The organism is Staphylococcus sp. FSL W8-1268 (genome assembly GCF_038003965.1).
In the GTDB taxonomy this organism is placed as follows: domain Bacteria; phylum Bacillota; class Bacilli; order Staphylococcales; family Staphylococcaceae; genus Staphylococcus; species Staphylococcus hominis.
Map to the genome: position 1 here is coordinate 994,380 of NZ_JBBOQE010000001.1, position 24,095 is coordinate 1,018,474.

Below are 24,095 nucleotides of genomic sequence, written 5' to 3' on the forward strand. Positions count from 1 at the left end.
TTAAGTGTGAATATAATATTATGTAAGTGATAGTAACAACTATAGCATACATAAAACATTTTCATTATAACAATTGACATCAAGAGAGAACATCAAGGAGGAAACATAATGAATCTTTTTAAAAAACAGAAATTTAGTATTCGTAAATTTAGTGTGGGGACATTTTCAACGCTAATTGCTACATTAGTGTTTTTATCACATCCTGGTCATGCAGCAACTCATGATGCAGAAACAAATACAAGTGCTCCACAAACGAATGAAAGTGCGACGATTAATAAACAAAATACTAATATTGAACAACCACATAATGAAACAACGTCAGCAAATACATCTAATTCAAATGAAAATAATCGAAATAATGAAAGTAATACTTCAAGTGATTATTCAATTAACCGTGAACGTGAAGAAGGTACAGTGAATAATGTAATTAATAGCACTGAAAATAATACAAATCATAATGAGAAAGTAACAACTAATGACGTAGTTAGTAATGAAAATAATCGTGAAACTACAAACGTTAATCAACCACATAGAAGAGGGAAACGTTCAGTAGATAACACTCCTAGTACTACAAATACAGATCCGATGGTTGTAAATGAACAAAATACTGGTCAAATCATTAATGGGACATTTACAGATAATTCACAGGGTGCGACGATACCGACTAAGAATTTAGAGTCTGCAATGAATGAAGCAAATACTGTACCGGGTTGGCATGTAAATAGTAATGATCAAACCATCATTCCATTAATTTGGGGTCCTAAATCGTTGCCCGCATACAATCCTTATATATTCGATAAAACCAATAATAAAATTGGTGTAGTACTATCAAAATATAATGGTAACTTTAATCAAGTTCCAGGTATAGCTGATCCTACAGTAGGATCAATTTACCAAGATGTTGATGTTACTCCTGGATCAGAAATCCAATTACATTATATTTCTAGTAGTATGAATAATATATGGGGGGTTAATGGTGCAAGAGTGTATATTTACGATGCGAATAATCCTTCTACACTTTTATATAAAGGAACTCCGGATATATTACAGAACCCAATTGGTAACTTTGTAGGTGTATTTCAAGTGCCAGAAACAGTCTCACGATTAAGATTAAGATTTGAATCGGCATTAAATCGTAGTACTGATTCTACTAATGGACATAGACTTCTTACTGGTCCTAATAACTTTGGAGGCGGAGTGTTAGCTGATGTTACCATTAATAGTGGCGCATATTTAACTGCGACAGTAAATAATACACACTACTTTGCACAATCTGGATCCATAAATGCTGATCGAGTTTATCAAGAAATAGGGTTTAGAATTGAAAATAGAGGACATTCTAGTTCAAATAAAACAGAATATACGATTGTTTTACCAGAAGATGTGACATATGTATCTACAAAAAATGCTACTGGAAAATTTAATGCAGCAACTAAAGAGTTAACAGTTAAAATAGATCGACTTGAAGCAGGAGCAAGTAAAAATATTTCTATAGGATTATCCTTACCAACTGATCGACCAATTGAAAAAGAATTCTTAGGACATTTGACTTATGTTACAGATGGTATAAATATGAATAGGTTAAGTGATTCTAAAGATTTTGGACGTAATAATGGCGATCATTATACAAGATACGGTGTGCATAATGAATTTGTAAGTGTTGATTCTGCTATGCGACAAGGAGATATTGTATTAGATAAACAAACTATTACAGTTAAAATGTATAAGCAACATTTGAGAGACAAAGTAACAGAAATTGAGGATGATTTAGCCAATCTTGATCAAAACGATAATTCACCAGAAGTATGGGAAGCAATGCAAGTGGTACTTAGAAAAGCTAAAGAAGTATTAGCTGAAACAGATGAGATGCCTATAAGTGAATTGAAAGATCAAGCAACGATTAATAGTATCGATTTAAATTTAGATAAAGCACATGCTAAATTATCATTAGACAAAGTTGCAAGAACTAAAAGAGCGCTCTTTATGGGTAACGATACAGCTACAATTGAAGAAAAAAATGCTGTGATTGAGCGAGTGAATCAAGCACTACAATCTAGTTATACAACTGTTGATCAATCAATGACCTCAAATGATGTAGCAACAAATAAAGACACTGGAATTAATGAAATTACAATGATTGATCTTACTCCAACAGTAAAGCAAGCAGCAATTGATGAATTAACTGAAAGAGCAAATGCTAAAAAAGTAGAGTTTGATAATAATCCTGATGCAACAGTAGAAGAAAAAGAAGCTGCAAAAGCAACGATTGATAATTTAGTGTCAGAGGCTACAACAAATATTATGAATGAAACTACAAATAATGGTGTAGCTCAACAAAAAACAAGTAGCATAGATAGTGTGAATGCTGCTACTATAACCCCAACTGTTCGAAGTAACGCTAGAACAGCAATAGATAATATAGCATCTGCAAGAAAAGTTGAAATAGATAAGGATAATAATGCAACTTTAGAAGAAAAAAATGCAGCCAAAACTGAGATAGACAATTTGGTAGCTAGAGCAAAAGCAGATATTAACAGTCTAAATCACAATAATGAAATTGAAATATTAAAAGAAAACAAAGTAAACGAGATATCACAAGTAGAAGCGCATCCAGTAAAGAAAAATGCTGCTACACAAGCAATTGATCAAGCCGCTATAGCTAAAAAACAAGAAATTGATTTAATAGAAGATGCGACTATAGAAGAAAAAGAAGTCGCAAAGGCAAAAGTAGATAAAATAGTAACCGAAGCTAAAAATAACATTAATCAAGCAACTACTAATTCAAGTGTAGATGATGCACAAAATGAAGGAATAACTGCAATTAATGCAGTTATTCCAGAAGTGGTTAAAAAATCAGATGCAAGAGATACAATCGATGAGGTAGCCCGAATTAAAAAAGCAGCAATTGATCAAACACCTGATGCAACAGTAGAAGAAAAAGAGGCAGCAATAGCGAAAATAGATCAAGAGGTTACTAAGGCTAAGGAACAAATTCATCAAGCACTAAAAAATGAAAATGTAGATACTGCTAAAACAAATGGTACGAATTTTATTAATGCAATCCAACCAGAAATTACGAAAAAAATAAAAGCAAGAGAGGCAATTGATGAAGTAGCTAGAGCTAAGAAAGAAGCAATTGATCGAACACTAGATGCGACAACAGAAGAAAAAGAAGCTGCAAAAGCGAAAGTAGACCAAGCGGTAACGGAAGCCAAAGGCCATATCAATGAAGCAATAAATAATTCAGGTGTCGATGAAGCAAAAACAAATGGTACAACTACAATCAATGCAATCCAACCAGAAGTAATCAAAAAATCAGAAGCAAGACAAGCAATTGATGCTGCTGCAAGAGCTAAAAAAGAAGCGATTGATCAAACACCAGATGCGACAACAGAAGAAAAAGAGGCAGCCAAAGCGAAGGTAGACCAAGCAGTAACGGAAGCCAAAGGCCATATCAATGAAGCAATAAATAATTCAGGTGTCAATGAAGCAAAAACAAATGGTACAACTACAATCAATGCAATCCAACCAAAAGTAATCAAAAAATCAGAAGCAAGACAAGCAATCGATGATATTGCAAGAGCTAAAAAAGAAGCGATTGATCGAACACCAGATGCGACAACAGAAGAAAAAGAGGCAGCCAAGGCGAAGGTAGACCAAGCAGTAACGGAAGCCAAAGGCCATATCAATGAAGCAATAAATAATTCAGGTGTCGATGAAGCAAAAACAAATGGTACAACTACAATCAATGCAATCCAACCAGATGTGCTTAAAAAATCAGAAGCAAGACAAGCAATCGATGATATTGCAAGAGCTAAAAAAGAAGCGATTGATCAAACACCAGATGCGACAACAGAAGAAAAAGAAGCAGCTAAAGCGAAAGTAGACCAAGCGGTAACGGAAGCCAAAGCTCATATTAATGAAGCAATAAATAATTCAGGTGTGGATGAAGCAAAAACAAATGGTACGAATACAATCAATGCAATCCAACCAGATGTGCTTAAAAAAGCTGAAGCAAGACAAGCAATTGATGATGCTGCAAGAGTCAAGAAAGAAGCAATTGATCAAACACCAGATGCGACAACAGAAGAAAAAGAAGCAGCTAAAGCGAAAGTAGACCAAGCGGTAACGGAAGCCAAAGCTCATATCAATGAAGCAATAATTAACTCAGATGTCGATGAAGCAAAAACAAATGGTACGAATACAATCAATGCAATCCAACCAGATGTGCTTAAAAAATCAGAAGCAAGACAAGCAATTGATAATGAAGTTATTAATAAGAAGACAGAGATCGACAATAATGTTGATGCAACTATAGAAGAAAAAGAAGCCGCAAAATCAAAAGTAGACGAAGCTGCAGTAGAAGCAAAAAATAATATTAATCATACAGAAATAAATCAAGCTGTTGACAAAGCAAAAGAAGATGGTGTTACAACAGTTAGTCATATTCAACCAAATATAGTTAAGAAAATAGCAGCAAAGACTGCAATCGATGAAGTAGCTAGAATTAAAAAAGAAGCGATTGATCAAACACCGGGTGCAACAACAGAAGAAAAAGAAGCAGCGAAATCAAAAGTAGACGAAGCTGCAACAGAAGCAAGAAATAATATTAATCGTGCTTTATCTAATAATGATGTAGATCAAGTAGTACATAATAGTACGGCATCAATAAATAATATCCAACCAGATATAGTTAAAAAAGAACAAGCAAAACGAGGTATAGATACTCAAGCAAAAATCAAAAAAGCCATCATTGATCAAATATCTGATGCAACGACAGAAGAAAAAGAAGCAGCGAAATCAAAAGTTGATGAAGAAGTTACAAAAGCAAAACATAGTATTGATCAAGCAGTAACAAATAGTGATGTAGATCAAGCAAAAGATAGAGGAAATGTTGCTATAAATAACATTCAGCCAGAAGTTGTAAAAAAAGAGACAGCTAAGACTTCTATTGATCAAATTGCATTAACTAGAAAAAACATCATTGATCAAACACCAGATGCAACGACAGAAGAAAAAGAAGCAGCGAAATCAAAAGTTGATGAAGAAGTTACAAAAGCAAAACATAGTATTGATCAAGCAGTAACAAATAGTGATGTAGATCAAGCAAAAGATAGAGGAAATGTTGCTATAAATAACATTCAGCCAGAAGTTGTAAAAAAAGAGACAGCTAAGACTTCTATTGATCAAATTGCATTAACTAGAAAAAACATCATTGATCAAACACCAGATGCAACAACAGAAGAAAAAGAAGCAGCGAAATCAAAAGTTGATGAAGAGGTAACAAAAGCAAAACGTAACATTAATCAAGCAGTTACAAATAATGATGTGAATCAAGTTGAGCATAATAGCACAATAGCAATTAATAATATCCAACCCAATATTATTAAAAAAATTGCAGCTAAAACGTTAATTGATCAAGTAGCAAGAGCTAAAAAAATAATATTGATCAAACATCAAATGCGACAATAGAAGAAAAAGAAGCAGCAAAACAAAAAGTTGACGAAGAAGTTACAAAAGCAAAACATAGTATTGATCAAGCAATAACAAATAGTGATGTAGATCAAGCAAAAGATAGAGGAAATGTTGCTATAAATAACATTCAGCCAGAAGTTGTAAAAAAAGAGACAGCTAAGAATGCTATTGATCAAATTGCATTAACTAGGAAAGCTATCATTGATCAAACACCTGATGCAACTGAAGAAGAAAAAGAAGCAGCGAAATCAAAAATTGACGAAGAAGTCATAAAAGCAAAATATGGAATTGATCAAGCAAAAACAAATAATGACGTAGATCAAGTTGAACAAAATAGCACTACAATGATAAATAATATTCAGCCGACAGTAGTTAAAAAATCAGAAGCAAGACAAGCAATTGATGATTTAGCTAAACTTAAAAAAGCAACTATTGATTTAACGCAAGAAGCAACTGAAGAAGAAAAAGAAGCAGCGAAAAGTAAAGTGGATCAAGCGTTAACAGAAGCTAAAACTCATATCAACGAAGCAGAAAATGATGATGGAGTTGATAACGCGAAAACAAAAGGGATAAATGTTATTAATACAATCCAACTTGAAATTATAAAAAAAGTAGAGGCAAAACATGAAATTGACCAATCTGCAATTGCTAAGAAAAAAATTATAGATCAAACACCAGATGCAACTGAAGAAGAAAAAGAAGTAGCAAAACAAAAAGTAGATGAAGAAGCTACAAAAGCAAAAGATAATATAGATCAAGCTACAACAAATGATGAAGTGGATCAAGCAAAAACAACAGGAAATACAGAAATCAATAATATTCAACCAGAAGTGGTTAAAAAATCTTTAGCAAGACAAGCAATTGATGAAGTAGCGAAAGTAAAAAAAGAAAAAATTAATCAAATGCTAGATGCAACTGAAGAAGAAAAAGAAGCAGCAAAACAAAAAGTTGATGAAGAAGTTATAAAAGCGAAAAATAATATAAATCAAGCTACAACAAATGACGGTGTGAATAATGCTAAAACAACTGGTAAAAATATTATTGAAAATATACAACCAGAAGTAGTTAAAAAAGCTGAAGCAAGAAAAGCGATAGATGAAGCAGCAACTCTTAGAAAAAATCTAATTGATCAAGATAATTCGACAACAAAAGAAGAAAAAGACATAGCTAAACAAAAAATTGATGATGAGGTTAATAAAGCTAAAAGAAATGTTGATCAATCAATAAATAATTCCAATGTAGATCATGCACAAATTAATGGTATAAGTGCAATAAATAACATTAATGCGGTAGCTTTGAAAAAAACACAAGCCAAAAAATCTATAGATGATGAAGTAACAGCAAAAAAAGCAGAAATTGATAGTAATCATGAAGCAACGAATGAAGAAAAAGAAATGACAAAACGTAAAGTAGATGAAGCAGCAACAAAAGCGAAACATAATGTTGATCAATCTACAACGAATGATACAGTAGATCAATCAACTCAAATTGGAATTTCAATTATATCTAATATTCAACCAGAGACAATACAAAAATCTTTAGCTAGACAAGCGATAGATGATGAAGCAACAATTAAAAAAGCAGAAATTGAGAATAATCACAATGCAACAAAAGAAGAAAAGGATGTGGCTAGACAAAAAGTAGATGAAGAAGTTATAAAAGCAAAGAATAATATTGCTCAATCTACGACTAATTCTGATGTTGAAATAGCCAAAGAAAGTGGTAAACATGCTATTGATGAAATTCAACCAGAAATAGTTAAAAAATCTGTAGCTAAACAAACTATCGACGAATTAGCTAAACAAAAGAAAGCAGAAATTGATCAAACACCAAACGCAACAAAAGAAGAAAAGGATGCAGCAAAACAAAAAGTAGAAGAGGCAGTAATGAGAGCTAAAAAACTGCTCGAAGGTGCCAATACTAACTCAGATGTCGATCAGACTACAGAGCAAGGTAAACAATCAATTAATAGTATTCAAGTTGAAGTTATTAAAAAAGCAGATGCTTTATCTAAATTAGAAGTGGAATTACAAAAATTAAAAGATAAAGTATCATCTGATCAAACATTTACAATAGATGAAAAACTATTCATAAAACAAAAACTTGATGAATCATATAAAAAAGCAGAAGAAAAAGTAAACCAAGCTCAAACTAATAAACAAGTTGATAATATAAAAATACATTATCTTCAAGAATTTAATAAAATAGTTCTAATCGACAAAGTAAAATTGAAAGCTAAATCTCAAATCTTTGATGTAGCAAATAAACGTAAAGCGTATATTAAAGGATTAACAAATATATCAGAATATAATAGAAATAAAGCTTATAAACAAATTGATGTTTATGTTATGAAAGCCTTAAATAAATTAGCTGAAAATGTGACTACTAATGATATTAATGAATTAACGAGAGTGACTATTAATGAGATTGAACATGTGAATGTTAAGCAATTTGAAAATAACTTTGGATTGGTTAATGACAACAAAGTTACATTTAATAATTTTAATAATAAATTTAATGTGAATAATAATCATTCAAAATTAAATACTCTACCTTATACAGGTGAAAATGAAAACTCATTATTATCTTTAGCTGAGTTCACATTATTAAGTGGTCTGCTATTATTATTAAAACGAAGAAAAAAAGAAGATAAATAATAAAAAATAAATTCAGTTATCTTCGTATTCAAAATATGAAATAAAAAACACTCCAAAAGTTATAATTTTACTTAACTTTTGGAGTGTTTTTTATTTTTAAGTATATATAAATTGTCTAGCTTCGCTTCCAGCGACGTGGCCGGTAACTAAAGCACTTGTAATATTGTAGCCGCCTGTATACCCATGAATGTCTAATACTTCTCCACATAAAAATAAACCAGGTTGAATTTTTGACATCATTGTTTTAGGCCATATTTCTTTAAGAGAAACGCCACCACCCGTAACAAATGCTCTTTCAATTGAAAGGGTACCATTAACAGTGAAAATGAATTGTTTGAAATGTTCTGCGAGGTGAGTCAACTGTGGATTTGAAAGATGATGAAATGTTGTATTTTCATTAATATCAGCTTGTTCTAGCATAAACAATAAATATCTTTCTTCTATTAAACCACGCAGTGCATTTTTTATATATTTGTCTGGTTCTTCGCTTAAGATTTTCTTTATTTTATTTTCTAAATCTTGTAAAGAAATCTCTGGAAATACATCTAATTGTAATTGTATGTCTTGTTTTTTCTGATTTTTTTGTTCTTTATAAACGAATTGGCTACAACGTAATGCAGCTGGTCCACTTACACCAAAGTGTGTAAAAATCATATCCATTTGATGACTAATACGTTTTTTACCATTTTTCTTTAAAACTGATAATTCTACATTTTTTAAACTTAAGCCTTTAAGTGTTTTATTTTTAATAAAAGATTCACTAGATGTAATAGGAACTTCAGTAGGGAATAATTCAGTAATAGTGTGGCCTAGATTTTTAGCAAATCTGTAGCCATCACCTGTGGATCCAGTTTGGGGGACGCTTGTTCCACCAGTCGCAATAATAACTGTTTTTGATTCAAATTCGTCATCTTGTGTTTTTACTATAAAAGATTGATCATTTTTAGAAATGTCATTAACAACAGTTTCTTCTTTAATTTCAACGTTGTTATTCTTAATTGTATTAACTAAAGTATCAACAATATCTTGTGATTTGTTTGAAACTGGAAACATTCTTCCATGATCTTCTTCTTTTAATTTTATACCACGACTTTCAAAAAATTCTATTATGGATTCGTTATCAAATTTTGAAAATGGACTATATAAAAATTTACCATTTCCTGGTATATTTTTGATGATTTCTTCGTAAGGTAGACGATTAGTCACATTACATCTACCACCACCAGAAATTTTTAATTTTCTTCCAAGACCTTTTTTCTTTTCGATTAATAGAACCTTACTACTATTTTCACTCGCAGCAACTGCTGCCATTAATCCACTTGGTCCACCGCCAATGATTATTGTTTGATACATATATTAACCTCCGTTATCATACATCTATATTCTACATAAATACTTATTATTTTGCGAACTGAAGTAGAAGTTTGCCTTAAAAAGTGTATTAAATACATAAATAAAAGAACTTACAATATTTTTAGTTAATAATAGTGAGAATAATTGACAAAAAAACTTAAAAAGAAACGAGAAACAATAAGTATTTTGTGATATATTTTATAGTAATGCAAGTCCTTAGTTTAGACAGATGTATAACGACATAGTTTGATTAAATTAAAGATAGGAAGATTGAATATGAGTGAAAATAAGGAAATGGTGCGCGGAACCTTTTTGATAACATTTAGTATTTTAATTACTAAAATTCTAGGTGTTTTATTTGTAATTCCTTTTTATGCGATTATGGGTGCAAATGCGGAGGAAAAGTTAGCGCCATTTAACTATGCTTATGTTCCTTATAATATTGCTATTGCTGTCGCGACAGCTGGAGTGCCTTTAGCAGCTTCAAAATTTGTAGCAAAGTATAATGCAATAGGAGCATATAGAGTTGGACAGAAACTCTATAAATCGAGTTTTATCGTAATGTCGATATCAGGTATTATAGGATTTTTAATATTGTTTTATTTAGCACCTGATATTGCAGTTATTACTTTAGGTCAAAAAGAAGGAAAAGGTGGATGGACAGTACCAGAGATTACTTGGATTATTCGTATCATCAGTATAGTAGTGGTTTTTATCCCACTATTAGCAACATGGAGAGGGGTATTCCAAGGTTATCAATCGATGGGTCCAACTGCTGTATCTGAAGTTACTGAACAATTAGCCAGAATTATATTTATATTAATAGGTAGTTATTTAGTTTTAAATGTTTTTCATGGTACATATCTACAAGCTAATGGTGTAGCTACATTCGCAGCCGCTGTGGGAGCAATTGCAGGTTTATTTACTCTTTGGTATTACTGGAAAAAACGTAAACCTCACATTCAAAAAATGGTAGAGTCTGATCGTACAGGATTAGACATTTCTTATGGAAGAATGTATAAAGAAATTATTGCATACAGTATTCCGTTTGTAATTGTTAGTTTAAACTTCCCATTATTTAACCTTGTTGATCAATTTACACATAACAATGCACTAGATGCAGCAGGATTCCATGCAAATAAAGATTATTTCTTTACGATATTAAACTTTACAACCAATAAAATTGTAATGATTCCAACATCACTTGCAGCAGGTTTTGCGGTAAGTTTAATACCATATATTACTAAAACATATGCAGAAGGTCGTTTAACTGAAATGCATCGTCAAATTAAAACATCAATCGGTGTATTAATGTATATTACAGTTCCAGCAAGTTTAGGAATAATGGCGCTGGCTGCACCTTTATATACAGTTTTCTATCAATATAATCCAGATGGAAACAAAATGTTATTTATCTATGCCCCTGTAGCAATATTAATTTCTTTACTTAGTGTTACTGCTTCGATGTTACAAGGTATAGACAAACAAAAATTGACAGTGTTTGTCATTTTAGGAGCCGTTGTATTAAAGTTAGCACTTAATATTCCATTAATTATGACTTTCCATACTGCAGGAGCAATTTTAAGTACTGCTATTGCATTGAGTTTTGCGATTACAGCAAATTTCTTTATTTTAAAAATATATGCGAAATATGAATTTACAGAAACATTTGTGCAAGTAGCGAAAATTTTTATTTATAGTTTAATCATGATGATTAGTGTGGAAATTGTTTACTTAATTTTAGGTCATTTTGTCCCTGTAGAACGTAAATTTGGAGCAATGATTATATTACTCGTTGGGGTTATTGTAGGCTCTTTAGTGTATGGTAGTATCACAATTAAAAATCGATTAGCTGATCAATTTCTTGGTGAATTACCAGAAAAAATTAGACGTAAAGTTGGATTTTTAAGATGAGATTAGATAAATTTTTATCGAATATGGGAGTTGGCACGCGTACTGAGGTAAAGCAGCTTTTAAAGAAAAATAGTGTCAAAGTTAATGATAAAGTGGAAAAATCGCCTAAATCCCAAGTAGATCCTGAGCAAGATGAAATTACTGTAGATGGCAAAATAATAGAGTATATTAATCATGTTTATATTATGTTAAATAAGCCTAAAGGATATGTTTCTGCTACTTATGATGATATAAATCAAACAGTGATAGATCTTATTGCTGATTACCGCCATCTTGATTTATTTCCAGTAGGCAGACTAGATAAAGATACTGAAGGTTTATTACTTATTACTAATGATGGGCAATTTAACCATAATTTAATGAGTCCATCTAAACATGTGTCTAAAACTTATAAAGTAACTTCTAAATACCCTATTAAAAACGAAGATATTATTGCTTTTAAAAATGGAATTGAATTATCAGATGGCAAAGTAAAACCAGCACAACTTGAAAAACTAGATCATAATGTATCTTTAGTTACTATTTATGAAGGAAAGTATCATCAAGTGAAAAGAATGTTTCATTCAATTGATAATGAGGTATTAGAATTAAAACGTCTTAAAATTTCTAATTTGACGTTAGATGAAAACTTAAAATCTGGAGAGTATCGTTTACTAACTTCAGAAGAGTTAAAACTTTTATAGTAATAAAAGAGAAAAGGGGTAATATGATGGCTAAACGTGCAGGTTTATTAAGAATTGTGGCAGGAATTGGTGCGGCAGCGGCTGCAGTAGCATTATCACGTGAAAGTAGCAGAAATAAATTAAAAGCTGAGTATAATAAATATAAAGAAAATCCAGAAGGCTATAAACAAAATGCGAAAGGACTAGTTAATGATATTAGTTCAAAAGCAAATGAAACAATTCAAAATGTAAAGAATGACCCACAAGGTTATGCAAATCGTTTAAAAAATGATCCTAAATCTTTATTACAAGATGAAAAATCTAAATTCACTAATGTGAATACTAAAAAAAATGACACACATGAATTAGCAGAAGGTAAATTCGATGATGAAGGTGGCGCAACTGTTAATAATAATTTAAGAGTAGTCACTGAAGAAGATTTAAAAAACAATCATAATGCCTTAGATGATAGACATTAAATTTAAATTTTAAAGAAGTGAGAAAATTTTTTCTCACTTCTTTTTTTATATACTATGAAATTTTCTGACATCTTGTTGTCATTTAATACTAGATTTATGTAAAATAATAGGTATATCTATTGAAAAGGAAGTTGATCTCTAATGTGGAAAGAAAAAGTACAAGAATATGAAAGTCAAATTATTGAAGATTTAAATGGATTACTTTCAATCAAGAGTGTGAGAGATGATAATCAAGCTTCAGAGGAAGCACCAGTTGGTCCTGGACCTCGTGAAGCGCTTGATTATATGTATAAAATTGCTCAAAGAGATGGTTTTTCTACCCATGATGTTGATCATATTGCTGGAAGAATTGAAGCAGGTCAAGGTGAAGATGTATTGGGAATTTTATGTCATGTAGATGTTGTTCCTGCTGGAGACGGTTGGGACTCTGATCCATTTAAACCTGTTGTAACAGATGATGCTATTGTGGCAAGAGGCACACTTGATGATAAAGGTCCAACTATCGCAGCTTACTATGCAGTTAAAATTTTAAATGAAATGAATGTAGATTGGAAAAAACGTATTCATATTATTATTGGTACAGATGAAGAATCTGACTGGAAATGTACAGAAAGATATTTCGAAACAGAAGAAATGCCTGCTTTAGGTTTTGCACCAGATGCTGAATTCCCTGCTATTCATGGAGAAAAAGGAATTACAACATTTGATTTAGTCCAAAATGTAAGCTCACCTCATACTGATCATTCAGAAGCAACACTTCTTTCATTTGAATCTGGTCAACGCTATAATATGGTTCCTGATCATGCTAAAGCACACATTTTGGTTGAAAAAAATATGACAGACGTAGTTCAACATTTCGAATATTATCTAGACCAACAACAATTAGAAGGTGAAGCGGTTGTAGATAATGGTGAATTGGTATTAACTGTTGAAGGGAAAGCCGTCCATGGTATGGATCCTTCACTTGGTATGAATGCTGGTTTATATCTTATTGACTTCCTATCAACTTTGAATCTTAATCAAACTGCAAAAGAATTCGCTGAATTTAGTAATCGTTATTTACATGAATCTCATTTTGGCGAAAAAATGGGTATGAAGTTCCATACTGATGTCATGGGAGACGTGACAACAAACGTAGGTATCATTACGTATGATAAAGAAAAAGGTGGCAAATTTGGTATCAATTTACGTTATCCTAAAGGCTTCGAATTTGAAACTGCTTTAGAACGTTTTAAAAATGAAATCAAATCTCAAGGGTTTGAAATAGAATTAGGTAAAGTTCAACAACCTCATTTTGTAGATAAAAATGATCCATTTGTACAAAAACTTGTCACTGCTTATAGAAATCAAACGGGTGATATGACAGAACCTTATACAATTGGTGGAGGCACTTATGCACGTAATTTAGACAAAGGTGTCGCATTTGGAGCTATGTTTGAAGATTCAGAGGATTTAATGCATCAAAAGAATGAATATATTACTAAAAAACAATTATTCAACGCAACAAGTATCTATTTAGAAGCAATTTATTCACTATGTGTGGAGGGATAAATAATGACAAAAGTATTTATTAACGGAGAATTTTTAAATCAAGAAGACGCAAAAGTTTCTTATGAAGACCGGGGTTATGTATTTGGAGATGGTATATATGAATATATTCGTGCATACAACGGTAAATTATTTACAGTAACTGAACACTTTGAAAGGTTCCTTAGAAGTGCGAGTGAAATTCAAATCGATTTAGGTTATACTGTCGAGGAGCTAACAGATATTGTAAGACAACTTTTAAAAATCAATGACATTCAAAATGGTGGAATTTATATTCAAGCGACAAGAGGTGTAGCACCAAGAAACCATTCTTTCCCAACTCCAGAAGTTAAACCTGTTATTATGGCATTTGCTAAAAGTTATGATCGTCCATATGACGACTTTGAAAATGGCATTAATACTGTAACTGTTGAAGATATTAGATGGTTACGTTGTGATATTAAAAGTTTAAACTTATTAGGAAATGTTCTTGCTAAAGAATATGCAGTTAAATATAACGCAACAGAAGCCATTCAACATAGAGAAGAAACTGTTACTGAAGGTGCGTCAAGTAATGTGTATGCGATTAAAGATGGCGAAATCTATACACACCCCGTTAATAATTACATTTTAAATGGTATTACTCGAAAAGTAATTAAATGGGTTGCTGAAGATTACAACATACCATTTAATGAAGAAACATTTACAGTTGATTTCTTAAAAAATGCAGATGAAGTCATTGTGTCTAGTACTTCTGCTGAAGTAACACCTGTCGTAAAGATTGATGGCGAAATTGTAAATGATGGTAAAGTAGGTCCAATTACTAAAAAATTACAAGAAGGATTCGAAAAATATATTGAATCAAAAAGTATCAATTAACTTTAAATTTCTTCAACGATGATGTATATGATATGTTATAATATTTATAAAGCATTCGGGATTTTAGCTTTTTCATACTAGTAAAATGTATCATTTTGTTTCTCATTTTCAGTTGAAAAATCAAGCTAAAAATTATAAAATCATCATTGAGTGATTAAAGAGATAAGGTAAAAAATTCAAATAATTTGGGGACATTTAAATAATAATTTTACCATTATAACAAAAACAAAGTTAGAAATATAATCGTTAGATAAAAAGCGATGATTAAATTAGATATATGGCTCTTGAAAAACTATATTTCTCGAGCCATTTTCTAGTTGAAAGTGAGGTGAACGAGTTGGAGCAGTTTTATCAATTAGGGTGGACGCTTGATTCTGCAGGTGGAGCATCTGGAGAGGCGTATATGGCTGAACAAGATGGACAAAAATTATTTCTTAAGCGTAACTCAAATCCATTTATTGCAGCATTATCTGCAGAAGGTATTGTGCCTAAGTTAGTTTGGACAAAACGTATTGAAACAGGCGAAGTTGTAACAGCACAACATTGGAAAAATGGTAGAGAACTTACATCATCAGAAATGTCTCAAAGAAGAGTTGCTGAACTTCTCAAAAAAATACATGGTTCAAAACCACTACTTAATATGTTAAAACGTATGGAAATGGAACCTATTACCCCAAATATTATGTTAAAGAAAATTAATGCTTCTTTATCTAGAGACGTATTAACCCATCATATTATTCGAAAAGCATTAACTTACTTGGAAGACCATATTCCTAATTTAGATTCACGTTTCTTTACAGTAGTTCATGGTGATGTTAATCATAATAACTGGTTACTTTCTGATCGTGATGAGCTATTTTTAGTAGATTGGGAAGGTGCCATGATTGCTGATCCAGCCATCGATATTGGTATGCTGCTATACAACTACGTTCCAAAACAACAATGGTCTAACTGGTTTAATACTTATGGTGTTAAAGAAAGTATGGACTTAAATAAACGTATGAAATGGTATACTGTGATTCAATCAATCGGCATGATTCAATGGTATGAAGAACAAAAAAGATTTAAAGATATGAACACATGGCTCAAATTTTTAAATGAGGTAATGAATAGTAATTTATTTATTTAAGGAGATTTAATACATGAGAGTCCGTTATAAACCATGGGCAGAAGATTATTTGAAAGAACATCCTGACCTAGTAGACATGGATGGTTCACATGCTGGCAAAATGAGTGATTGGTTTGATAAGAAACAGCCAATCTATATTGAAATCGGTTCAGGAATGGGACAATTTATAACTACACTTGCAGAGCAACATCCTGAAATTAATTTTGTTTCTTTAGAACGTGAAAAAAGCGTTATGTATAAAGTGCTTGATAAAGTAAAAGATAAAGGACTTACAAATTTAAAAATGATTTGCAATGATGCAATTGAATTAAATGAGTACTTTAAAGAGAATGAAGTATCTAGAATTTATTTAAATTTCTCGGATCCTTGGCCTAAAAAAAGACATGCAAAACGTCGTTTAACGTATCGAACTTTTTTAGCTTTATATGAACAAATTCTTAAAGAAGATGGAGAAATACATTTTAAAACAGATAATAGAGGTTTATTTGCTTATAGTCTTGAAAGCATGTCACAATATGGAATGTATTTTACAAAGTTAAATTTAAATCTTCATGATGAAGATGATGAAGATAATATATTAACTGAATATGAGAAAAAATTTTCTGATAAAGGTTCCCGTATTTATAGAATGGAAGCCAAATTTCATAAAAATTAATAAATAATATATTAAATCCAACACACGAGCGTAAGAAGAAAATACATTCTTACGCTCGTGTGTTGTTTTATCATTTATTGCTCTTTATGATACATATAAGTACATATGTGCTAAATACATTGTTATTTAAATTTATGGATAAGTACATATGATAAACATCCAATGCAATATGTAAGAAAAAAAGAAAAATTTAGTCCATATCTCATCCAAAATGATGATTGATTTTTGTATTATCATAGTAATCGTTACTTTACTGTTAAGTTCGAAAATGATAAAAAATTAATAAAAACATCAAACAAATGTAATTTAAAATATAAATATGAAGTGAAAAAAGTATTAAAATATTTTTTAAATATCAAAAAATAATATTAATTTTCTTCAATAGTAAGTATTTCACCTGTGTGTGCATCAGCATAGAAGGTATACTCTATATCACGGTTGTTTTTATTTTGAGTAATACCACCTTGATAAACAAAACGATTTAAATATTGCTCTTTATTTTGCAAAGGTTCATGAAGAATGTAAGAACCTTTAATATCCATAAAATATGATTTTACTTCCTCTAATATTCTATCCGGATTTTTTACTTTTTTGTTTTTCAATGTATGATAGAGTATAAAAGCCGTAGATGCTCCTATAGTTATTACGATGGGAATGGAGATATATTTTATAGTTTGACGAGTCATAATTATCGAATCTAACCTTTCTATTAATAGTTCTTATTATTAGTTTACCATAATCAAAATGATATAATAAATTTAAGGAGTGTGTTTATGTAATGGAAAACGATAAAACTTTACTTCGTATAAAAACATTAACAGAATTACATGGAGCACCAGGCTTTGAAGAAGAAGTACGTGACTACATGAAAAAAGAAATGACCCCATTTGTAGATGAAGTGATAACAACTCATTTGGGAAGTGTTTTTGGTATAAAAAAATCAAAAAAACAAAATGCAAAGCGTGTGATGGTAGCGGCTCATATGGATGAAATTGGCTTTATGATTACGAACATCACTCAAAATGGCATGTTACAGTTTACTAACTTAGGCGGTGTATCTAATGATATATGGCAAGGACAACGACTGCAGGTTAAAAATAGAAATGGTGAAAAAATTGTAGGCGTCGTTTCGAATATACCAAAACATTTTAGAACAGGTAATGAAGGGGTTCCTGAGATTAAAGATTTAATGTTAGATATAGGAGCAGAAAGTGATAAAGAAGTTCGATCACGTGGAATAGAAATAGGGGACACAATTGTTCCTTTTACACCATTCACTCAATTATCTGAACATCGATATAGTGCTAAGGCATGGGATAATCGTTACGGTTGTGTCTTAGCAATTGAAATATTAGAATTACTCAAAGATGTAGAATTAGATGTAGATTTATATGTGGGTGCAAACGTCCAAGAAGAAGTTGGATTAAGAGGTGCGAAAGCATCAACTGAATTAATACAACCAGATATAGCATTCGTTGTAGATTGTTCTCCTGCAAATGATATTAAAGGTAAGCAGCAATTATCTGGTCAATTAGGTGAAGGAACATTAATTCGAATTAAAGATGGTACGATGATTCTCTCTCCACGTTTCAGAGACTATCTACTGGAGTTAGTTGATACATTTGATATTCGTTCACAATATTATATTTCACCAGGTGGTACAGATGGGGGAGAAATCCATAAAGCAAATAAAGGTGTACCTACAGCAGTTATAGGTGTATGTGCACGATATATTCATAGTACAGATGCGGTATTTGATATTAGAGATTATTATGCTGCGCGTGAATTATTAAAACAAGCTGTGAGTCACTTAACAAATGAAAACATTTTAACATTACAATTTCAAAGTGAGGAGAAATAATATGATTACATTAGAAACTGAAAAACAATTTGAAGAATTAAAAAATGAACAAACGGTATTTGAATTTACAGCTGGATGGTGTCCAGATTGTAAAGTGATTGAACCGGATTTACCGAAATTAGAAAAAAAATACTCTAATTTTAAATTTGTATCAGTAGATCGAGATAAATTTATAGATTTAGCAATTGAAAATGATATCATGGGTATTCCAAGCTTTCTCGTATATAAAAATGGTGAATTAATGGGAAGTTATATTGGAAAAGAACGAAAATCAATCGAACAAATAGATTCATTTTTAAGTCAATATGTGTAAATGAGTAATTAGGACTTAAATTTTCTTATCTATATGAAAGAATAGCCTAATTTTTCTGTAATTGAAGCTCTTTTTATTGTAAAATATTGTAAGGTGCGAAAATAGGAGTGTTTTAATATGAACGTCTTTCAAATGAGAGATACATTAAAACAACGTTTAAAGCATTTAGACGTTGATTTTAAGTTTGATCGTGAAGAAGAAACATTACGTATATATAGACGAGATAATTTTAAAGGCGTAACTATCAAGCTTAATGCAATTGTAGCAAAGTATGAAGAACAAAAAGAGAAAATCATTGATGAAATTATCTATTATGTTGAAGAGGCCATTGCGCAAATGGATGATAATGGTCTATCTAAAATGAAAGATATTCAAGTTATGCCTGTAATAAGATCAACTAGTTTTGATAAAAAAACTAAAGAAGGTCATCAATTTGTTATTGAAGAACATACTGCAGAAACTAATATTTATTATGCACTTGATTTAGGAAAATCGTACCGATTAATTGATGAAAGTATGTTAAAAACACTAGGTTTAACTTCACAACAAATTAAAGAAATGTCGTTGTTTAATATACGTAAACTTGAGAATAAATATAAAACAGATGAAGTAAAAGGAAATATTTTTTATTTTATCAATTCAAATGACGGATATGATGCGAGTCGTATTTTAAATACAAAATTTTTAAATGAAATTGAAGCTCAATGTGAAGGTGAAATGTTAGTCGCTGTTCCTCATCAAGATGTATTAATTATTGCTGATATACGCAATAAAACAGGCTATGACGTTATGGCACACTTGACGATGGAATTTTTTACTAAGGGACTTGTACCTATAACGTCACTTTCATTTGGTTATAAAAAAGAACATTTAGAGCCGATTTTTATTTTAGGAAAAAATAATAAGCAAAAAAGAGATCCAAACGTTATTCAACGTTTAGAAGCTAATCGTAAAAAATTTAATAAAAAATAACTAATAATACGTCAAAAGGAGAATTTAAATGAATTTATTTTATAATAAAGAAGGCGTAGGGGACGTTGCATTTTTACAAATTGAACCAACAGATGGGCCTTTTGAATATGAAATAAAAAATAATGTGGTTGCTATTAAACATGAAAATCAAATTGTTGGATTTAATATTTTCGATTTTTCAAAAGTATATTCAGTTAATAGTAATGGTCATATTAAATTAAATGAAACGCTTGTAGAAGCTATACAGCAATCAATTACAAATGCAGGTTTTGATTATCAACTTGAAGCGGATTTATCACCTAAATTTGTTGTAGGCTATGTAGAAACTAAAGAAAAGCATCCTAATGCAGATAAATTAAGTATTTTGAAAGTTGATGTTAGTAGTGAAAAACTACAAATCGTGTGTGGTGCGCCAAATGTAGAAGCAGGTCAAAAAGTTGTCGTAGCTAAAGTTGGTGCAGTTATGCCAAGTGGCATGGTAATTAAAGATGCTGAATTACGTGGTGTGGCATCAAGTGGTATGATTTGTTCAATGAGAGAATTGAACTTGCCTAATGCACCTCAAGAAAAAGGAATCATGGTATTGTCTGATGATTATAAAGTAGGCAATGCATTTTTTGATTAAAAAAACTAGGAAGGATGTGGATGTATGAGTTGGTTTGATGAATTATTTGGCAATGATAAACATTCTGATGAAGAATTACTAAGACGAAAAAATAAACGTCGACATAACTCAGAAACACAAAAGAATGGTGAGCATACCTTACTTCCTGAAAATGATGATATCTATGATCGTCCGCGTGGAAAATTTCGTTTTCCTATTGATTTAGGGCAAGATGCTGAAACATATGATGAAGCGGTTTACAGAGAAGTTGATGAAGATGAATATATGTCGCAGAAATCATCTAAAAGTGATAAAGAATTTGGTTATGACGCTTATAGTTATGATGAAATAGATAATAATGACTATCCTCAAACTTATGATAGTGCAACAGATACTCGAAGACGCAGAAGAAGACAGTATACAAATCATGATGATACTGGAGTGCCTTCAATTAAAGAAAGACCTTCTAATAAACGTAATAAGTCGTTGAATAGTGCACAATTAAATGAAAACAATAATAGAAAAACGACTTCTCAATATCATAAGTATACAAATAATCATTCTCATGTGAAATTACAATCGGAGCGTTTTAAATCAAACTATAAAACGACATCGAATTCTACATATCACCATTCAAGCTTTAGAACTTCAGAAGTACCATCTGCAGTATTTGGTACAAAAAAACGCCGACCAATTGAAAATGGTGTTATCCCTCCATTAAAAGAGAATGAAAATGATGATAATCATAATGACGATAAAAATAATTCAACACAAGATCAAACAGCACAACGAGTATCTGATAATGATGTAAAAACAAATATAAGCAAGTCTAAAAATGAACCGTTGAATCAAACTAAGTATGAAGATACTGATGTTTCAATTATTAATGATCAAAATTCTAATATTTATGAAACTACATCTTCAAAAAGTAAAGTTCCTAATTTTTCTCAAAAAGATAATACGGTGAATATTGAGAATATTTATGCGTCACAAATAGTAGAAGAAATTAGACGTGAAAGAGAAAAAAAAGCACAACAAAAACGTAAATTTAAAGAAGCTTTACAGAATAAGCGTCAACAATCATCGGATAGTGATAACGAAATCCAAAAAGTCATTGATGAAATGTATGCAAATCAAGCTAAGCAGTACACTGGAGAGAGTTCTCTAGATCATGAAGAAAATAATGATGAAGAGAGAACGACACATACAGAAGATAGTACTGATAAAATGGAAGACACAAATGAGAATACTACGGATAATCATGTGATTGATGAAGGGACTCAAACTGATTCAAATACGTCTAATTATGATGACGATGACGAGCAGTATCAATATGAAGAAATTGATTTGAAATCTGTCCCAAATATTCAAACTGTTAATGATAAAGATGTAGAAATACGAGAAGTTAATGATACGACATCTACAGACGAACATAATGATGATCAATTGTCAGAAGATAATCTTAACGTAGCACCTATACATTCAACTAAAGACAAACATCATCATCTTAATAAAAATGAAGATGCTCATTTAAGTAAAGTTAATAAATTGCAAGAAGATAATTATACTTCAAAAGAAGAAGTAGAGGAAGCAAAGTATCATGAGATGAACGTTTCTTCGAATGAAGATATAACTAAACAATCAAATCATAACGATGATGACATTGACCATTCAATTGATAATGCAATTGAAACAGATACTGAGTATGCTTCTGAACAAGTTGAACATAACAATGATTCAGTTCATGACTCATCATCTAACACTGAAGGGGAAAAATTAGAAGATGATGACAAACAAATCGTTGAAAATGAGGATGTTTCATCATCTATTAAATCTTCAATCATTCCGGGTAGTAAACCTTTTAACGTTGTGATGACGCCATCTGACAAGAAGCATTTGATGGATGCTAAAAAATTCAAAAAATCTAATAAAGTTACCGTTCCAGAATTAAAACCAGAAACAAAATTGGAACGTAAATCAGTTAGTATACCAAGTTCAAGTCCATCAGTAAAAGCGACTAATAATCATGAAGAGCATATTAAAAAGAATATTAATGAACAATCACTTCAAGATAATCAAGAAGATGAAACGAGTGAACTTTCAAATGTACAAAATGAAAATACACAAGCCATATCTATGACATTAAATACTCAGAATGAAGAGCAAGATGAAAACGAACAACACGAAAGTAAAGCTACGATTAGAAAAGGCCCTAATATTAAATTACCAAGTCTTGAATTATTAGAAGATCCGGAAATTCATCAAATTGATAACTCATGGATTGAAGAGAAAAAACAAGAATTAAATGATGCGTTTTATTACTTTAACGTTCCTGCAGAAGTTCAAAATGTGACTGTAGGTCCAAGTGTAACACGATTTGAGTTAGCTGTTGAAAAAGGTGTGAAAGTTTCGAGAATTACTGCTTTGCAAGATGATTTAAAGATGGCATTGGCCGCTAAAGATATAAGAATTGAAGCACCTATTCCAGGTACAAGCTTAGTAGGTATTGAAGTACCAAACCAAAATTCTTCAAAAGTAAGTTTAAAATCAATCTTAGAATCGCCTAAGTTTAAAAATACTGAATCTAAATTAACAGTGGCTATGGGGAATCGGATTAATAACGAGCCATTATTAATGGATATTGCTAAAACGCCTCATGCTTTAATAGCTGGGGCGACAGGTTCAGGTAAATCTGTATGTATTAACAGTATATTAATGTCATTATTATATAAAAATCATCCAGAAGAATTGAGATTATTATTGATTGATCCAAAAATGGTTGAATTAGCGCCATATAATGACTTACCACATCTTGTTTCACCAGTTATTACAGATGTTAAAGCAGCTACTCAAAGTTTAAAGTGGGCTGTTGAAGAGATGGAAAGACGTTATAAACTGTTTGCAAAATATCACGTACGTAATATTACTGCTTTTAATAAAAAAGCGTCTTACGAACAACGTATGCCTAAAATAGTCATTGTTATTGATGAATTAGCAGATTTAATGATGATGGCTCCACAAGAGGTAGAACAATCTATTGCTAGAATTGCTCAAAAAGCGAGAGCATGTGGAATTCATATGTTAGTAGCAACACAAAGACCTTCAGTTAATGTTATTACTGGACTTATTAAAGCTAATATACCAACTCGTATTGCATTTATGGTGTCTTCAAGCGTGGATTCTAGAACTATTATTGATAGTGGAGGCGCTGAAAGACTATTAGGGTATGGTGATATGCTATATTTAGGTAGTGGTATGAATAAACCTATACGTGTACAAGGTACATTTGTATCTGATGAAGAAATTGATGATGTCGTTGATTTCATCAAAGCACAAAGAGAACCAGAATATTTATTTGAAGAAAAAGAATTATTGAAAAAGACTCAAACTCAAGCACGAGATGAATTATTTGATGATGTTTGTAGTTTTATGGTCAAAGAAGGACATATATCTACTTCATTAATCCAACGACATTTTCAAATTGGTTATAATCGTGCAGCAAGAATCGTCGATCAATTAGAACAATTAGATTATATATCTGGAGCAAACGGCTCTAAACCAAGAGATGTATTTATTACTGAGGCAGATTTAAAGAAAGATTAATTTTAAAGGAGT

The 24,095-nt window shown here is 31.2% G+C and carries 16 protein-coding genes; 14 read left to right on the plus strand and 2 right to left on the minus strand.

The annotated features are described in order from the left end of the window. The first annotated feature begins 108 nt into the window (after window positions 1–108). Together NST64_RS05210 and NST64_RS05215 are read left to right on the plus strand one after the other, a co-directional pair. Window positions 109–5,472 carry a SasC/FmtB family protein gene (locus NST64_RS05210; RefSeq protein WP_340731099.1) on the plus strand — a complete coding sequence of 1,788 codons (5,364 nt, stop codon included), beginning with the start codon at window positions 109–111 and terminating at the stop codon, window positions 5,470–5,472. After that, a complete protein-coding gene (locus tag NST64_RS05215; RefSeq protein ID WP_445785732.1) occupies window positions 5,469–8,132 on the plus strand; it encodes a DUF1542 domain-containing protein in 2,664 nt (887 codons plus the stop codon). The genes NST64_RS05210 and NST64_RS05215 overlap by 4 nt, the downstream gene beginning before the upstream one ends. Window positions 8,133–8,228: 96 nt before the next feature. Here NST64_RS05215 and NST64_RS05220 read toward each other — a convergent pair whose 3' ends face one another. Beyond that, complete coding sequence (locus tag NST64_RS05220; RefSeq protein ID WP_002449694.1) at window positions 8,229–9,485, minus strand: BaiN/RdsA family NAD(P)/FAD-dependent oxidoreductase; 1,257 nt, start codon at window positions 9,483–9,485, stop codon at window positions 8,229–8,231. 276 nt (window positions 9,486–9,761) lie between these two features. On the opposite strand from NST64_RS05220, the gene NST64_RS05225 reads away from it, so the two are divergent. The 7 genes from NST64_RS05225 to trmB all read left to right on the plus strand — a co-directional run bounded on the left by NST64_RS05225 (window position 9,762) and on the right by trmB (window position 16,730). Next, the gene (locus NST64_RS05225) at window positions 9,762–11,399 is read left to right on the plus strand and encodes a putative polysaccharide biosynthesis protein (RefSeq protein WP_049418243.1); all 1,638 of its coding nucleotides are present in this window, start codon (window positions 9,762–9,764) and stop codon (window positions 11,397–11,399) included. Then, window positions 11,396–12,082, plus strand: a complete 687-nt coding sequence (locus NST64_RS05230) for a pseudouridine synthase (protein WP_002449689.1) — start codon at window positions 11,396–11,398, stop codon at window positions 12,080–12,082. The genes NST64_RS05225 and NST64_RS05230 overlap by 4 nt, the downstream gene beginning before the upstream one ends. Window positions 12,083–12,108: 26 nt before the next feature. Next, window positions 12,109–12,540 (plus strand): YtxH domain-containing protein, encoded by a 432-nt coding sequence (locus NST64_RS05235; RefSeq protein ID WP_002449677.1) that lies wholly within the window; start codon window positions 12,109–12,111, stop codon window positions 12,538–12,540. Window positions 12,541–12,681: 141 nt separating this feature from the next. Then, window positions 12,682–14,091 (plus strand): dipeptidase PepV, encoded by a 1,410-nt coding sequence (pepV, locus tag NST64_RS05240; protein ID WP_002449683.1) that lies wholly within the window; start codon window positions 12,682–12,684, stop codon window positions 14,089–14,091. A gap of 3 nt (window positions 14,092–14,094) precedes the next feature. Further along, on the plus strand, window positions 14,095–14,946 hold the full coding sequence (dat, locus tag NST64_RS05245) for a D-amino-acid transaminase (protein WP_002449691.1): 852 nt from the start codon (window positions 14,095–14,097) through the stop codon (window positions 14,944–14,946). Window positions 14,947–15,283: 337 nt separating this feature from the next. Continuing rightward, window positions 15,284–16,075 carry a phosphotransferase family protein gene (locus NST64_RS05250; RefSeq protein WP_002449686.1) on the plus strand — a complete coding sequence of 264 codons (792 nt, stop codon included), beginning with the start codon at window positions 15,284–15,286 and terminating at the stop codon, window positions 16,073–16,075. Between the two features lie 13 nt (window positions 16,076–16,088). After that, the gene (gene trmB, locus NST64_RS05255; protein WP_002449690.1) at window positions 16,089–16,730 is read left to right on the plus strand and encodes a tRNA (guanosine(46)-N7)-methyltransferase TrmB; all 642 of its coding nucleotides are present in this window, start codon (window positions 16,089–16,091) and stop codon (window positions 16,728–16,730) included. A gap of 368 nt (window positions 16,731–17,098) precedes the next feature. Here trmB and NST64_RS05260 read toward each other — a convergent pair whose 3' ends face one another. Further along, window positions 17,099–17,416 carry a PepSY domain-containing protein gene (locus NST64_RS05260; protein WP_039984215.1) on the minus strand — a complete coding sequence of 106 codons (318 nt, stop codon included), beginning with the start codon at window positions 17,414–17,416 and terminating at the stop codon, window positions 17,099–17,101. Window positions 17,417–17,508: 92 nt separating this feature from the next. On the opposite strand from NST64_RS05260, the gene NST64_RS05265 reads away from it, so the two are divergent. From NST64_RS05265 to NST64_RS05285, 5 genes are all read left to right on the plus strand, one after another. Further along, window positions 17,509–18,591, plus strand: a complete 1,083-nt coding sequence (locus NST64_RS05265) for a M42 family metallopeptidase (protein ID WP_049418240.1) — start codon at window positions 17,509–17,511, stop codon at window positions 18,589–18,591. 1 nt (window position 18,592) lies between these two features. Then, the gene (locus NST64_RS05270) at window positions 18,593–18,904 is read left to right on the plus strand and encodes a thioredoxin family protein (RefSeq protein WP_002449688.1); all 312 of its coding nucleotides are present in this window, start codon (window positions 18,593–18,595) and stop codon (window positions 18,902–18,904) included. Window positions 18,905–19,021: 117 nt separating this feature from the next. Further along, window positions 19,022–19,876: a DUF1444 domain-containing protein gene (locus NST64_RS05275; protein ID WP_002449685.1), complete on the plus strand. Its 855-nt coding sequence runs from the start codon at window positions 19,022–19,024 to the stop codon at window positions 19,874–19,876. Between the two features lie 28 nt (window positions 19,877–19,904). Next, complete coding sequence (gene ytpR, locus NST64_RS05280) at window positions 19,905–20,501, plus strand: YtpR family tRNA-binding protein (RefSeq protein WP_002449679.1); 597 nt, start codon at window positions 19,905–19,907, stop codon at window positions 20,499–20,501. Window positions 20,502–20,525: 24 nt separating this feature from the next. Further along, a complete protein-coding gene (locus tag NST64_RS05285) occupies window positions 20,526–24,083 on the plus strand; it encodes a DNA translocase FtsK (protein ID WP_107632414.1) in 3,558 nt (1,185 codons plus the stop codon). The last annotated feature ends 12 nt before the right edge of the window (window positions 24,084–24,095 follow it).